The organism is Nocardia puris, from assembly GCF_036051655.1.
Lineage (GTDB): Bacteria > Actinomycetota > Actinomycetes > Mycobacteriales > Mycobacteriaceae > Nocardia > Nocardia puris.
This window is the reverse complement of the sequence record NZ_CP107943.1, coordinates 6,568,776-6,582,572: the sequence shown is the minus strand read 5'-3', so window position 1 is coordinate 6,582,572 and position 13,797 is coordinate 6,568,776. Positions and strand designations below refer to the sequence as shown.

15 protein-coding genes are annotated in these 13,797 nt (G+C 71.4%); 12 read left to right on the top strand and 3 right to left on the bottom strand.

Translation table 11 applies throughout. From position 1 onward, the window contains the following. Positions 1 to 2: 2 nt before the first annotated feature. From OHB21_RS30535 to OHB21_RS30515, 5 genes are all read left to right on the top strand, one after another. Positions 3 to 1,031: a 2-dehydropantoate 2-reductase gene (locus OHB21_RS30535; RefSeq protein WP_195124525.1), complete on the top strand. Its 1,029-nt coding sequence runs from the start codon at positions 3 to 5 to the stop codon at positions 1,029 to 1,031. An 86-nt stretch (positions 1,032 to 1,117) separates the two neighbouring features. After that, positions 1,118 to 1,384, top strand: coding sequence for a Sec-independent protein translocase subunit TatA (gene tatA / locus OHB21_RS30530; RefSeq protein ID WP_113975020.1), 267 nt, complete (start codon positions 1,118 to 1,120; stop codon positions 1,382 to 1,384). Positions 1,385 to 1,469: 85 nt separating this feature from the next. Next, positions 1,470 to 2,417, top strand: coding sequence for a twin-arginine translocase subunit TatC (gene tatC / locus OHB21_RS30525; RefSeq protein WP_067512781.1), 948 nt, complete (start codon positions 1,470 to 1,472; stop codon positions 2,415 to 2,417). A 3-nt stretch (positions 2,418 to 2,420) separates the two neighbouring features. Next, entirely contained in the window at positions 2,421 to 5,123 is a 2,703-nt protein-coding gene (locus OHB21_RS30520) for a DEAD/DEAH box helicase (protein ID WP_067512783.1), read from the top strand. Between the two features lie 120 nt (positions 5,124 to 5,243). Further along, positions 5,244 to 5,966: a DUF4333 domain-containing protein gene (locus OHB21_RS30515; RefSeq protein WP_067512882.1), complete on the top strand. Its 723-nt coding sequence runs from the start codon at positions 5,244 to 5,246 to the stop codon at positions 5,964 to 5,966. Between the two features lie 130 nt (positions 5,967 to 6,096). On the opposite strand, the gene OHB21_RS30510 is transcribed toward OHB21_RS30515, so the two are convergent. Further along, the gene (locus tag OHB21_RS30510) at positions 6,097 to 7,062 is read right to left on the bottom strand and encodes a 5'-3' exonuclease (protein ID WP_195124342.1); all 966 of its coding nucleotides are present in this window, start codon (positions 7,060 to 7,062) and stop codon (positions 6,097 to 6,099) included. A gap of 91 nt (positions 7,063 to 7,153) precedes the next feature. Between OHB21_RS30510 and OHB21_RS30505 the strand changes: the two genes are divergently transcribed. The 7 genes from OHB21_RS30505 to OHB21_RS30475 all read left to right on the top strand — a co-directional run bounded on the left by OHB21_RS30505 (position 7,154) and on the right by OHB21_RS30475 (position 12,609). Then, positions 7,154 to 8,281 carry a M24 family metallopeptidase gene (locus OHB21_RS30505; RefSeq protein ID WP_067512787.1) on the top strand — a complete coding sequence of 376 codons (1,128 nt, stop codon included), beginning with the start codon at positions 7,154 to 7,156 and terminating at the stop codon, positions 8,279 to 8,281. Next, on the top strand, positions 8,278 to 8,457 hold the full coding sequence (locus OHB21_RS30500) for a DUF1905 domain-containing protein (protein WP_067512789.1): 180 nt from the start codon (positions 8,278 to 8,280) through the stop codon (positions 8,455 to 8,457). Before OHB21_RS30505 ends, OHB21_RS30500 begins: the two co-directional genes overlap by 4 nt. A gap of 100 nt (positions 8,458 to 8,557) precedes the next feature. Continuing rightward, the gene (locus tag OHB21_RS30495; protein ID WP_067512884.1) at positions 8,558 to 8,956 is read left to right on the top strand and encodes a pyridoxamine 5'-phosphate oxidase family protein; all 399 of its coding nucleotides are present in this window, start codon (positions 8,558 to 8,560) and stop codon (positions 8,954 to 8,956) included. 192 nt (positions 8,957 to 9,148) lie between these two features. Continuing rightward, on the top strand, positions 9,149 to 9,904 hold the full coding sequence (locus OHB21_RS30490; protein ID WP_067512791.1) for an SDR family NAD(P)-dependent oxidoreductase: 756 nt from the start codon (positions 9,149 to 9,151) through the stop codon (positions 9,902 to 9,904). Further along, the gene (cbiE, locus tag OHB21_RS30485) at positions 9,883 to 11,136 is read left to right on the top strand and encodes a precorrin-6y C5,15-methyltransferase (decarboxylating) subunit CbiE (RefSeq protein ID WP_195124524.1); all 1,254 of its coding nucleotides are present in this window, start codon (positions 9,883 to 9,885) and stop codon (positions 11,134 to 11,136) included. The genes OHB21_RS30490 and cbiE overlap by 22 nt, the downstream gene beginning before the upstream one ends. Positions 11,137 to 11,239: 103 nt before the next feature. Next, positions 11,240 to 11,845: a hypothetical protein gene (locus tag OHB21_RS30480; RefSeq protein ID WP_195124341.1), complete on the top strand. Its 606-nt coding sequence runs from the start codon at positions 11,240 to 11,242 to the stop codon at positions 11,843 to 11,845. Continuing rightward, entirely contained in the window at positions 11,842 to 12,609 is a 768-nt protein-coding gene (locus OHB21_RS30475; RefSeq protein WP_195124523.1) for a cobalt-precorrin-6A reductase, read from the top strand. Before OHB21_RS30480 ends, OHB21_RS30475 begins: the two co-directional genes overlap by 4 nt. Here OHB21_RS30475 and OHB21_RS30470 read toward each other — a convergent pair. Next, on the bottom strand, positions 12,586 to 13,140 hold the full coding sequence (locus tag OHB21_RS30470; RefSeq protein WP_067512795.1) for a PadR family transcriptional regulator: 555 nt from the start codon (positions 13,138 to 13,140) through the stop codon (positions 12,586 to 12,588). The genes OHB21_RS30475 and OHB21_RS30470 overlap by 24 nt on opposite strands. Before the next feature lie 19 nt (positions 13,141 to 13,159). Further along, positions 13,160 to 13,756: a TetR/AcrR family transcriptional regulator gene (locus tag OHB21_RS30465; RefSeq protein ID WP_067512797.1), complete on the bottom strand. Its 597-nt coding sequence runs from the start codon at positions 13,754 to 13,756 to the stop codon at positions 13,160 to 13,162. Positions 13,757 to 13,797 lie beyond the last annotated feature (41 nt).

The window sequence follows — 13,797 nt, the reverse complement described above, 5'->3', positions numbered from 1 at the left end:
ACATGCCGGCGCGGGTCATGGTGCTCGGCGCGGGCAGCATCGGCGTCTACGTCGGTGGCAGGCTGGCGGCGGCGGGCGCGGAGGTCACCTTCGTCGGCAGGCAATGGCTGGTGGACGAGATCGGCGCGTCCGGACTGCGCCTGACCGATCTGGACGGCGCCGAGGTGCGGGTACCGCCCGACGGCTTCCGCCTGGCCACCCGTCCCGACGAGGTCGGTTCGGCCGACCTGGTGCTCGTCGCGGTGAAATCGGGCGCCACTGCCGACGCGGTGCGCGAACTGGCGGGCAAGATCCGGCCGGGTACGGTGGTGCTGAGCCTGCAGAACGGCATCGGCAACGACACCGTGATCCGCGAGATCCTGCCCTCGTGCGTGGTGCTGGCGGGCATGGTGATGTTCAACGTCGTGCACCATCCCGACGGGCATTTCCATCGCGGCACCGCGGGCGGGCTGGCCGTGCAGGACGATCCGGCGCTGGCCGATTTCGTGGACGTCTTCGACCGGGCGGGACTGCCGCTGCGCAGGCACGCGGACCTGCGCCCGGTGCAGTGGGCGAAACTGCTGCTGAATCTGAACAATCCGATCAACGCGCTGTCGGGGCGCCCGCTGCGTGAGGAACTGGGCGAGCGAGACTATCGCCGCTGCCTGGCGCTGGCCCAGCGCGAGGCGCTCACCGCGATGAACAAAGCGCGAATTCGTCCCGCCCGGCTGACGCCGCTGCCGCCCGAGCTGATGGCCCGCGTGCTCACCGTGCCCGACGGCGTGTTCCGGCGCGTGGCGGGCGCGGTGCTGGCCGTCGACCCGCTCGCGCGCTCCTCGATGGCCGACGATCTCGCCGCCGGGCGCAAGACCGAAATCTCTTGGCTCTGTGGCGAAATCGTAGGTTTGGGCGCCATGGTCGGCGTGCCGACGCCGGTGAATCAGCGCCTCATCGAACTGATCGTCGCGGCCGAACAGGGTGACCGGCGCGCGTGGTCGGGCCGGGATCTGCTGGCCGATCTGCGCGCCGCGGCGGCCGCTGTGACCGGTTGAACACCGGGCTAACGAGCACGTCGAGCGGCGTGCTCAGGGTCGAGGTCCGGTAGCATCGGAGCTACCACAGTCTTGGGAGGTTTCACATGTCAGGCACGTTCAGCTGGTCGCACCTGCTGATCATCGCGCTGCTGTTCGTGGTGTTGTTCGGCGCGAAGCGGCTGCCCGATGCCGCGCGCGGCATCGGCCGTTCGCTGCGGATCTTCAAGAGCGAGGTCAGCCAGATGCAGAACGACGCGGCCCCCGCCCAGGGCGCGGCCGCCCCGCAGCAGCCGCAGGCCCAGCAGCTGCCGCCGGCGCAGCCCGCGGCCCAGCCCGCCGCCGCGCCGCAGGCCGAGACCAAATCGGCCTGAGCCGTATGCTCCCGCCGGGGTGAGTCCGAGCTCACCCCGGTCAGTGCTGTTCGGCGGTTTGTGACAGGCGAGGGCGACCACACATATGCGAATCCCGTTCGATCCCCGGCGCAGCAGGCGCAGGACGAATCCCGACGGCACCATGTCGTTGGTCGAGCACCTGCAGGAACTGCGCAGCCGGTTGCTGAAGTCGCTGGCGGCGGTGGCGCTGACCACCGTGCTCGGCTTCCTCTGGTACGCCCATTCCTTCCTCGGCATCGAGAGCCTCGGCGAGATCCTGCGCGGTCCGTACTGTGCGCTGCCGCCGGAGTCGCGCGCCGCGCTCTCGCCGGACGGCGCCTGCCGCCTGCTCGCCACCGCTCCGTTCGAGCAGTTCATGCTCCGGGTGAAGGTGGGCTTCACCGCGGGTGTCGTCCTGGCCGCGCCGATCTGGCTCTACCAGGTCTGGGCGTTCATCACGCCGGGCCTGTACGCCAAGGAACGCAAGTACGCCGTCGGGTTCGTCACCACCGGCACCGTACTGTTCGCCCTCGGTGCCGTGCTCGCCTACGTGGTGGTCGCCCACGCGTTGAGCTTCCTGCTCACCATCGGCGACAACGTCCAGATCACCGCGCTCAGCGGTAGCGAGTATTTCTCGTTCATCATCCAGCTGCTGATCATCTTCGGCGTCAGCTTCGAAGTGCCCTTGCTGATCGTCGGGCTGAACCTGGTCGGCGTGCTCAGCTACGAGAAGCTCAAGGCGTGGCGGCGCGGCATCATCTTCGGCCTGTTCTGCTTCGCCGCGGTGGTCACCCCGCAGGACCCGCTGTCCATGCTGGCCCTGGCGTTCGCGCTGACGATCCTGTTCGAGGTGGCCGTGCAGATCGCCAGGATCCACGACAAGCGCAAGGCCCGCCGCGACGCGCTGGCCGCATTGGACGACGACGAGGCCTCCGAGATCGGCGCGCCCGAGCCGATCCGTCCCGCCGAGGGCATGGTGGACCCGGCCGGGAAATCCACGCGCCCGGTGTCGGACTACTCCGATACCCTCTGAACGGTGACAGATGACCGGTCCCTGACTGGCGAGCTGGCGACCTTCGCCGCCGAGCTGACCTTCTCTCTCGACCCGTTCCAGCGGCAGGCCTGCCGCGCGCTGGAAGGCGGCCACGGCGTGCTCGTGTGCGCGCCCACCGGCGCGGGCAAGACGGTGGTCGGCGAGTTCGCCGTGCACTTGGCCCTGGCCTCGGGCGGCAAGTGCTTCTACACCACGCCGATCAAGGCGCTGTCGAACCAGAAGTTCGCCGACCTCACCGAGCGCCACGGCCGCGAGCACGTCGGCCTGCTCACCGGCGACCAGTCGATCAACCCGACCGCGCCGGTGATCGTGATGACCACCGAGGTGCTGCGCAACATGCTCTACGCGTCGTCGGACGCGCTGCGCGGCCTGTCCTACGTCGTGATGGACGAGGTGCACTACCTGGCCGACCGCTTCCGCGGCGCGGTGTGGGAGGAGGTCATCCTGCACCTGCCCGCCGACGTGCGGCTGGTGAGCCTGTCGGCCACGGTCAGCAACGCCGAGGAGTTCGGCGCGTGGATGGCGACCGTGCGCGGCGACACCGCGGTGGTGGTGGACGAGACGCGCCCGGTGCCGCTGTGGCAGCACGTGATGGTGGGCAGGCGCATGTTCGACCTGTTCGACACCAAGTCCAGCGATCAGAAGGTCCTCGTCGACGAGGACCTGGTGCGCTACATCCGCCAGCGCGAGGCCGCCGACCGGATGAACGGCTGGGGCCACGGCCCGCGCGGCCGTGGCGGCGGGCGGCGCGACTTCCGGCCGCTGCCGCGCCCGGAGGTGCTGGCGCGGCTGGACGAAGAGGGCCTGCTGCCCGCGATCACGTTCATCTTCAGCCGTGCCGGGTGCGACGGCGCGCTGGCCCAGTGCGTGCGCTCGCGCCTGGACCTGAGCCGCGACGGCGAGGCCGACGAGATCGACGCCATCATCGAGAAGCACACCGGCGACCTGCCCAAGGGCGATCTCGAGGTGCTCGGCTACTGGGAGTGGCGCGAGGCGCTGCACCGCGGCCTGGCCGCGCACCACGCGGGCATGCTGCCCGCCTTCCGCCACACGGTGGAGGAACTGTTCGTGCGCGGGCTGGTACGGGCGGTGTTCGCCACCGAGACGCTCGCGCTGGGCATCAACATGCCCGCGCGCACCGTGGTGCTGGAACGGCTGGTCAAGTACAACGGCGAATCGCACGCCGAACTCACGCCCGGCGAGTACACGCAGCTCACCGGGCGCGCCGGGCGGCGCGGCATCGACGTCGAGGGTCACGCGGTGGTGCTGTGGCAGCCGGAGGTCGACACCAGCGCTGTCGCCGGCCTGGCCTCCACCCGGACGTACCCGCTGCGCAGCTCGTTCCGCCCCGGTTACAACATGTCGATCAACCTGATCGACCGGATGGGCGCGGCCGAATCCCGCGCGCTGCTGGAGCGGTCGTTCGCGCAGTTCCAGGCCGACCGTTCGGTGGTGGGCCTGGTGCGTGGCATCGAGCGCAACGAAGCACAGCTGGCGACGTTGCGCGAACAGCTGGGTGGCACGGAAGGCGGCTTCCTGGAATACATCTCGCTGCGCGAGCGGATCAAGCAGCGCGAGCGCCAGCTGGCCCAGCAGCACCGGTCCGACCGGCGCGGCGCGGCCGTGACCGCGCTGACGGCGTTGCGCCGGGGCGATGTGGTGGCCATCCAGTCCGGGCGGCGCACCGGGCTCGCGGTGATCCTGGAACCCGACGCCACGCCGAACGATCCGCGCCCGCTGGTGCTCACCGAGGACAAGTGGGCGGGCCGCGTGTCGGTCGCCGACTTCCCCAACCCGGCCGAGCCGCTGGGCCACATGCGCCTGCCGCGCCGGGTGGATCACCGCACCGCGCGCACCCGCCGCGATCTGGCCTCGGCCCTGCGCAGCACCGGCATCACCGCGCCGGGGCGCTCGCGGCGCGGGAAGCGGGCGGAGGCGGCCGACGACCGGGAGCTCTCCACGTTGCGGCGCAGCCTGCGCGCGCACCCCGCGCACCACCGGCCCGACCGCGAGCAGATGGCCAGGATCGGCGAGCGCTACAACCGGCTGGCGCGCGAGACCGAGGCCATGCGCCAGAAGGTCGCGGCCACCACGAACTCGCTGGCGCGCACCTTCGACCGCATCGTCGGGCTGCTCGAGGAGCGCGGGTTCGTGCGCGAGGGCGAGGTCACCGCCGACGGGCGCAGGCTCGCCCGCATCTACGCCGAGAGCGATCTGCTGGTCGCCGAATGCCTGCGGCAGGGGCTCTGGCGCGGTCTGGGGCCTGCCGAGCTGGCGGCGGTGGTGTCGATCCTGGTGTACGAATCCCGGCAGGAAGGCGGTTTGCTGGGCGTCACCGGCCCGACCGCGCCGATCAAGAGGGCGGTCGGCGAGACGGTCGGGGTGTGGCAGGAGTTGCGCGGCGACGAGGCCCGCCACAAGCTGCCGCCCACGCGCGAACCCGATCTCGGATTCGTGTCGGGCGTGTACAAATGGGCGCGCGGCGACGGGTTGGCCGAATCGTTGCTGGCCAGTGGTGACCAGGGCACGCCGCTGTCGGCGGGCGATTTCGTGCGCTGGTGCAGGCAGGTCATCGACCTGCTCGACCAGATCAACGGCACCGCCGACGACCCCGAGCTCGCGGGGACCGCCGCCAAGGCGGTGCGGGCCATCCGGCGGGGTGTCGTGGCGGTGGACGCCGCGTAGCGGATTCAGTTGTGATTTGATTTCTTTCGCGCACCGACCGTGGTGGAGGAGTCGTTACCGTGCGACGAGTCGCCCGCGGGGGGCTACCGTGTGAAGAACGATGCGAGTGGAGGCAAGCAGATGAGCGGCCCGTACGGACCGAACGACCCCGCCGGGGAGGGACGTAACGATCCCACCCAGCAGTGGGGCGGACAGCAGACGCCCGGCGGCGCCGGACCGACCCAGCAATGGGGTGGGCAGCCGAATCCGCAGGCCCAGCCCACCCAGCAGTGGGGCGGCGACCCGAACCAGCCGCCGCAGCAGCAGTGGGGCCAGACGCCCGGCCAGCCGCAGCAGCCGTGGGGGCAGCAGCCCCAGCAGCAGCCGCAGCAGCCGTGGAGCCAGACCCCCGGCCAGCCGCAGCAGCAGTGGGGGCAGACCCCGGGCCAGCCGCAGGATTGGAACCAGCAGCCGCAGCAGCAGTGGGGCCAGGCGGGCCAGCCGCAGCAGCAGTGGGGCGGTCAGGGCGCAGGCCAGCCGCCGCAGGGCGGCAAGAGCAAGAAGGGCCTGATCGCGGCGCTCGCCGTGGTCGGCGTCCTGGTGATCGCCGGTGTGGTGGGCCTGATCCTGTTCCTCACCGCGTCCGACGAACTGGACCAGACGGCGGTGCAGGAGGGCGTGCAGAAGGTCCTCACCGACTCCTACGGCATCCAGGACGTCACCGACGTCGCGTGCCCGTCCGGTCAGGCCGTCGAGGTCGATGCCACCTTCTCCTGCACCCTGAAGGTCAGCGGCGAGGAGAAGACCGTCAATATCAAGATCACCAAGGAAGACGGCACCTACGAGGTAGGCCGCCCCAGCTGATCCGCTCGGCGGACGGGCGGCCCCGCGCCGCCCGGGGTGGGGACCCTCGGCCCGTGAAGGCTCCGCGATCACACCGAATGCGGTGTGGGCGCGGGGCGTTCACGGGCCTTTGCGTTGGTGGGGGAGGTACTCAGCCTCGGGGAGCTTGCAGCGCCGCGATCAATCGCTTGATCGGGCTCTCGGCGTTGTAGAGAACCGCCAGTTCGGCGAGGCGGTCCGGGTCGGCCGGGCTCACCGGCAGCGCGTCGGGCCGCGACAACACCACTTCGGCATCGCGGACCACGCGCACCACCGGTGCGGCGGCCGTCAGATAGTCCTCGGCCGCGCGCAGCTTGCCGCGCACACCGGGCGCGAGGTCGGAGGCGGGGTCGTCGACGGCGGCGCGCAGCGCCTCCAGCGAGCCGAAGCGCGAGATCAGGGTGGCCGCCGACTTCTCGCCGATCCCGGCCACACCCGGCAGACCGTCCGAGGAATCGCCGCGCAAGGTCGCCAGATCGGCGTAGCCGGGCCCCGCGTTCTCTTCTCGCACACCGTATTTCGCCGCCACCTCGGCGGGCCCGAACAGTTCGGCCTTGGCCAGCCCGCGCCCCGCGTACAGCACCCGCACGGGCGGCGCGGGCTCGTCGCGGACCAACTGCAGCAGGTCGCGGTCGCCGCTCACCACGATGACCGGGTCGGTGCGCTCCCGGGTGGCGAGGGTGCCGAGCACGTCGTCGGCTTCGAGCCCCTCCGCGCCGCCGGTGGCGATGCCCGCGGCCTCGAGGACGTCGAGGATCATGTCGACCTGCGGGGTGAGGCGGTCGGGCACCTCCTCCGTGCCCGGCTCCGGGGCCGAGGTGTCGAGGCGGTGCGTCTTGTAGGACGGCACCAGTTCCACGCGGAAGCTGGGCCGCCAGTCCAGGTCCAGGCACACCACCAGCCGCGCGGGCGCGTGCTTGGTGACGAGCGAGGCGACCATATCGGTGAACCCGCGCACCGCGTTGACCGGGCGGCCGTCGGGCGCGGTGATCTTGTCCGGGATGGCGTAGAAGGCACGGAACCACAGGCTGGCGCCGTCGAGCAGGAGCAGCGGGCCACCGGTCGTCGCAGAGGTCACCCGCCGAAGGCTACCCGGCGCCACCGACGAACCGGCGGCGATCCCGCGGGGCGGGTCCGCCGCGGCGGGCGGGCGGGTAACGTCGGAAGGTATGAGTTCGCACACGGAATCCAGGTTCGCGGCGGATGTGTACGGGGAGCGGCTGGAGCGGGCGGTCGAGCTGATGCGCGCGGCGCACCTCGACGCGCTGCTCATCACGCCGGGGCCGGATCTGCGGTATCTGATCGGGTCGGCGGCCGAATCGTTCGAACGGCTCACCTGCCTGGTGATCTCCGCCGACGGGGCGACGCCCTCGGTAGTGATTCCGAAGCTCGAGCTGGCCTCGCTGGAAGGCTCGGCGGCGGGCGAACTCGGTCTGCAAGTGCTGGACTGGGTCGACGGGGTGGACCCGTACCAGGTGGTGCGCTCGACGCTGCACGCCGGTTCGCGCGTGGCCGTGGCCGACGCGATGCCCGCGCTGCACCTGATCCCGCTGGCGGGGGCGTTCAGCGGGTTGCCCGCCTCGGCGACGCCGGTGCTGCGCGAGATGCGGATGATCAAGGACGCCGCCGAGATCGACGCGCTGCGCCGCGCGGGCGCCGCCATCGACCGCGTGCACGCGCGGATGGGTGAGTTCCTCGTCGCGGGCCGCACCGAGGCGGAAGTGGGGGCCGATATCTCGGCGGCGATCGTAGAGGAAGGACATACGGAGGCGGCGTTCGTCATCGTGGGCAGCGGTCCGCACGGCGCCGACCCGCACCACGGCGTCTCCGAGCGCCGGATCGGCAAGGGCGACGTGGTGGTGATCGATATCGGCGGGCCGGTGGAACCCGGCTACTACTCCGACTCCACCCGCACCTACGTCCTCGGCGAGCCCAGCGCGGCGATCGTGGACCGGTTCGCGGCGCTCGAGCGCGCCCAGGCGGCCGCCGTCGCCGCCGTCCGGCCCGGCGTCTCCGCCCAGTCGGTGGACGCCGCCGCGCGAGATGTGTTGACCGAGGCCGGTTTCGGTGACGCGTTCGTGCACCGCACCGGCCACGGCATCGGACTGTCGGTGCACGAGGAGCCCTACATCGTCGCGGGTAACGACCTGGTCTTGCAGCAGGGGATGGCGTTCAGCGTCGAACCCGGCATCTACTTCCGGGGCAGCTGGGGCGCCCGCATCGAGGACATCGTGGTCGTCACCGAGGACGGCGCCGAATCCATGAACACCCGCCCCCACGGCCTCACCGTCCTGTGACCGGCCCGGTGTCGACGTTCACCACCACGATCGAACTCGGTGGCAAGACCGCCACCGGGTTCCGCGTCCCCGCCGACGTGGTCGAATCCCTCGGCAGCGGAAAGAAACCCAAGGTGCGCGTGACCATCGGCGACCACAGCCGCATCGAGAAGATCGTCACCGAACTGTCGGTGTAGCCACATCCGCGTTCGGACGAGGGCGGCGGCCGGCGAGTGGACGACCACCGGGCGTCACCACGTGCGCGGGCCTCCGACTCGCCCCGGGTACGGTCGGATGATGCCGACCACCACCGCCGATCTGAGCCCGGCCGCCGTCGAATTCGTCACCGAACGCCACCTCGCCACCCTCACCACGCTCCGCGCCGACGGCACGCCGCACGTGGTGGCGGTGGGTTTCACCTGGGACCCCGACGCCGGACTGGTCCGCATCATCACCGACGGCGGTTCGGTGAAGGTGCGCAATGTCCGCCGCTCCGGTTACGCCGCCGTGAGCCAGGTCAACGGTCCCCGCTGGCTCACCCTCGAAGGTCCCGCGACCGTGCTGACCGATCCCGCCTCGGTCGCCGAAGCGGAGGAGCGCTACGCCGCCCGCTACCGCATCCCGCGCGAGAACCCCACGCGCGTGGTGATCGCGATCCAGGTGGGGCGCGTGCTGTCCTCCGGCTCGCTCCGCTGAGGGGCGGGCGCTTCGGCCGCGGGCCGATAGGCGATGAGGGAGGTCGGCCGCCCGGTTCGTGTCCGCATCCGAGCGTGTCTCGTCCCCTCGCCGAAGCGCGTCAGCACTGAAAGGCACACCGGCACGTGGTTCCGCGCGCACCTGAGCGTATGGGCGTGCACGTCCCTCGTCCTCGGATGACAGACTGGGCGCATGGGTAAGCGAGGGATCGACGACGGTTCCGTCCTGGTGCTCGGCGGACGCAGCGAGATCGGCCTCGAGGTCGCGCGCAGGCTCGCGCCGGGCCGCACGGTGATCCTGGCGGCGCGGCCGGGCGGCGACCTCACCGCCCCGATCGCGCAGGTCCGGGCCGCGGGCGCGACCGCCGTGCACACCGCCGATTTCGACGCCGACGACATCGCGAGCCACCAAGCGCTGCTGGAGAAGATCGCGGCCGAGCACGGCCCGATCGGCGTCGCCGTCCTCGCCTTCGGGGTGCTCGGCGACCAGGCCCGCGCCGAACGCGAACCCGAGCACGCCGCGGCCGTGGTGCACACCGACTTCGTCGCCCAGGTCAGCGTGCTCACCACCCTCGCGAATCTCCTGCGCGCGCAGGGCCGCGGCCAGATCGTCGCGTTCAGTTCGGTGGCGGGCGTGCGGGTGCGCCGCGCCAACTACGTGTACGGCTCGGCCAAGGCGGGCCTGGATGGTTTCGTCTCCGGGCTCACGGATGCGTTGCACGGCAGCGGAGTTCAGCTCCTGCTGGTGCGGCCCGGCTTCGTCATCGGCCGCATGACCGAGGGCATGGATCCGGCCCCGTTCTCCAGCACCCCGGACCAGGTCGCCGACGCCGTCGTGCGCGGGCTGCGGCGGGGCACCGACCAGCTCTGGGTGCCGTGGGTCCTGGGTCCCGTGTTCGTGGGTATGCGACTGCTGCCCCGCGCCGTCTGGCGCCGGCTGCCCCGGTGACGCTCACCTGGGCGGGCCCGCCCCTCGTGGTCGTCGGCCTCGGTGCCGACGGGTGGGACGGGCTCGGCGTGCGCGCCAAGGAGGCGATCGGCGCGGCCGAGGTCCTGTTCGGTTCCGCCCGCCAATTGGCCCTTGTCCCTGAGGAAGTCGGCATCCAACGCCGGGCATGGCCGTCACCGTTGCTGCCCGCCCTGCCGGACCTGTTGCGCGAGCAGACGGGTCGGCGCGTGTGCGTGCTGGCCAGCGGCGACCCGATGTTCTACGGCATCGGCGTCACGCTGGCCCGGCTCGTGGGTCCCGCTGCGCTGCAGGTGTTTCCGCAGCCCTCGTCGGCCACGCTGGCCTGTGCCCGCCTCGGCTGGCCGCTGGCCGAAACACCGGTGGTCAGCGCGGTCGGCAGGCCGCTGCACGCGGTGCTTCCCGAATTGTCGGACGGCAGCAGGTTTCTTGTCCTGAGCGCCGACGAGCGAACACCGTCCGCGCTTGCGGAACTGTTGCGCGAGAACGGTTTCGGCGACTCCACCCTCACCGTCCTCGAACAACTCGGCGGCCCCGCCGAGCGCATCTCCCAGGACCTTGCCGCGAAATGGACTGCGCGCGAAGTCGATCCGCTCAATATCATCGCGCTCGAATGCGTCGCGGACCCGGACCGCCCCCGCGCTACCCGACTGCCCGGCCTCCCCGATGCCCTGTACGGCGGCGACGGCCAGCTCACCAAGGCGGAGGTGCGCGCGCTGACCCTCGCCGCCCTCGCCCCCGCTCCGGGCGAACTGCTCTGGGACGTGGGCGGCGGCTCCGGCAGCATCGCCATCGAATGGTGCCGCACCCACCCCACCTGCCGCGCGGTCACCTTCGAACGTCTCGCCACCCGGCGCGCGGGCATCGAGGCCAACGCGACGGCGCTCGGCGTCCCGCAGCTCCGCGTGCGCGGCGAGGTGCTGGCCGAACTGGCGGACGCGTCCGGGGAACCCGCTCCGGACGCGATCTTCCTCGGTGGCGGTGTGACCCAGCCTGGCGTGCTCGAGACATGCTGGGCACAGCTGCGTCACGGCGGCCGGCTCGTCGCCAACGCGGTGACCGCCGAATCGGAGGCGCTGCTGGTGTCCTCGGCCGCTCGATACGGCGGTGACCTGCGGAAATTCCAGATCTACCGTGCCGAGCCGCTCGGCGGGTTCACCGCATGGCGCCCGCAGCTCCCGGTCGCGCAGTGGTCGGCCGTCAAACCGCGATAGCACACCGGCCGGGACTTTCGGGGGATGAAACCCCGGTTGGCCTGCGGGTAGGGTCGGCAGCGAGATTCGATCGTCTCGAATCCGATACCTGATGGGGAGAAGTATGAAGTACAAGAAGTTCGCCGCCACCGCCGTGCTGGCCATCGCCGCGACCGGTGTCGCCGCGGGTACCGCCTACGCGGGCCCCGGCGTGCCCCCGGCCGCCGAGCAGCAGGCCACGCTGGCCGCGCAGGGCACCGACCAGGGCGTGAACTACACCGCCACCCTGGCCGACGCGGGCCGCTCGATCGTCACCACCGTCACCGGCGGCGCGTTCAGCCTGGACGCCGACAGCACCGCGGTCACCCTGACCAACGCCGCGGGCGAGGTCGTCACCCGCATCCCGCTCGGCGCCGTGGACGCGGCCACGGGCGCGCCCGTCGAGTTCGGCGCGGCCATCGCCGACGAGGGCCGCAGCCTCACGCTCACCCCGAAGGCCGGTGCGATCGCCACCCAGGACATCAGCTCCCAGCAGTGGTTCTTCGCCGAGTTGCAGCGCGCCTCGCTGGGTGCGGCGGTCGGCGCCGTGATCGGCGGGCTCATCGGCCTGTTCGGTTTCGTGGTCGGCGTCATTCCGGGCGCGGCCCTCGGCGCGGTCATCGGCCTGCTGGTCGCCGGTGGCCCGTCGCTGCTGAACTCGGGTCTGGCGTACTTCAGCGGCCAGCCCTGAAAGCCCTGATCCTGGGCGGCACCGGCGAAGCCCGGCGCCTGGCCCACCTGGCCACCGGCGAGCGAGGTCTCGAGATCGTGACCTCGCTCGCCGGCCGCGTGCGGAATCCTGCGTGGCCCGAGGGCGAGGTGCGCGTCGGCGGTTTCGGCGGCGCCGAGGGGATGCGGGAGTGGTTGGCGGACAACGATATCGACGCCGTGGTGGTGGCCACCCATCCTTTCGCCGCGCGGATCAGCGCCAACGCGTCGACGGTCGCGCGGGCGGCGGGCGTCCCGCTGCTGCATCTACGCAGGCCCGGTTGGACCGAAAGTCCCGGTGACCGTTGGATTCGCGTGCCCGATCTCGACGAGGCCGCCCGCGTGCTCCCGAGCCTGGGGGCGCGGGTGTTTCTGACCATCGGGCGTCAGGGCGTGGGGGCGTTCGCGGGCGTGGACGGTCCGTGGTTCCTGATCCGATCCATCGACCCGCCGAGTGGTCCGCTGCCCGCCCGGCACGAATTACTGTTCGCCCGTGGGCCGTTCACCTCCGAGGAGGAGGCGCAGCTGCTGGCCGCGCACCGCATCGATGTGCTGGTCACCAAGGACAGCGGCGGCGAGCAGACCGAGGCGAAACTCGTCGCGGCGCGCGCGGCCGGCATTCCCGTCGTCGTGGTCGAGCGGCCGCCGCTCCCCGGCGGCGAGGTCGTCGACAATGTGGAGGACGCGTGGGAGTGGTTGCGGGACAAAGTCTCCCGCGCCGCGTCAGCGGCCGAGCAACGTCGGTAGGTTGTCGAACCACTCGAGGACCGCGCGCTCGTAGCGGATGCCGAAATCGAGCGTGGCGCGCGAGTGCGGGGGGATGTTGTCGTGGTCGTCGGTCAGATAGTGCGCCAGGCGTGCCTCGTGAATCTTGCGATTGGCCGCGATGATCCGGTCCAAATGCTCGGGATCGAGGTGCCTGCCGAACGACATCGTCAGCAGCAGCGGCACCCGGATGGTCTCGGCGCCGGGATCGCGAGCGATCCACTCCGCGAACGCTTCCCGGCCCGCGTCGGTGATCCGGTAGGGCGTGCGATCGCGCGCGCCGCTCTCGCCCTTCTCGACCAGGCCGGCCGTGTGCATGGCGGCCAGCTCGCGATACACCTGGCTCTGTGTGATCGTCCAGAAGCCGCCGATCCGCTCCTGGGCGATGGTCACCAGATCCCAGCCGGACATGGGGCCTTCGTGCAGGAACCCGAGCAGCGAGGCCGCCGTCGAGTTCAGGGTCTTGCGCCGAGTGGCGGTCTCTGTCACCGCGCGCTCCCTCCGCGTAGACATTCCATAGTGGAATGTAAGTCTACCGCGCCGTCCCCGGGATCCGGTCGAGGAGATGATCGACGAACCTGCGGGCTTCGTCGGCGCTGTGGTGTCCGGCCAACATACTCTGCGTCAGCCCGACGAGCGCGCCGAGGATCAGTCCCGCGTCCAGTTCGGCCGTGGCGGCGCTGTCGGGGTCGGCCTTGCTCAGCACGTCGGTGAGCGTCGCGACCAGCAGGCGAGGTGGGGCCAGCAGGTCCTCGGACACGATCTCCGAGCCGGTGAGCCCCGCGACGTGGAAGGCGACGTTGACCAGGGCGTCTGAGCGGCTGTCCGCGTCCAAGGGCAGCAGGGCGTCGGCGACGGTGCGGACGATCTCGCGCGGGTCGGTGATCGGCCCGCCCGCCGTGATCCGCTCGGTGAACCGGGCCGCCGAATCGTCGATCACGGCGCGATGCGTCGCCATCAGGAAGTCCTTCTTGGTGCCGAAGTAGTACTGCACCAGGCGCACCGAGATCCCCGCCTCGGCGGCGACCGACTGGAAGGTGGCCGCTTCCATCCCGCCGCGCGTGATCACGCGCCGGGCGGCGTCGGTGATCTGGCGGCGGCGTTGCTCGTGGTCGACCAAGCGCGGCACGGGCGTGGGCTCCTCTCGCGGGCGGGGAAAGCCTTCATGGT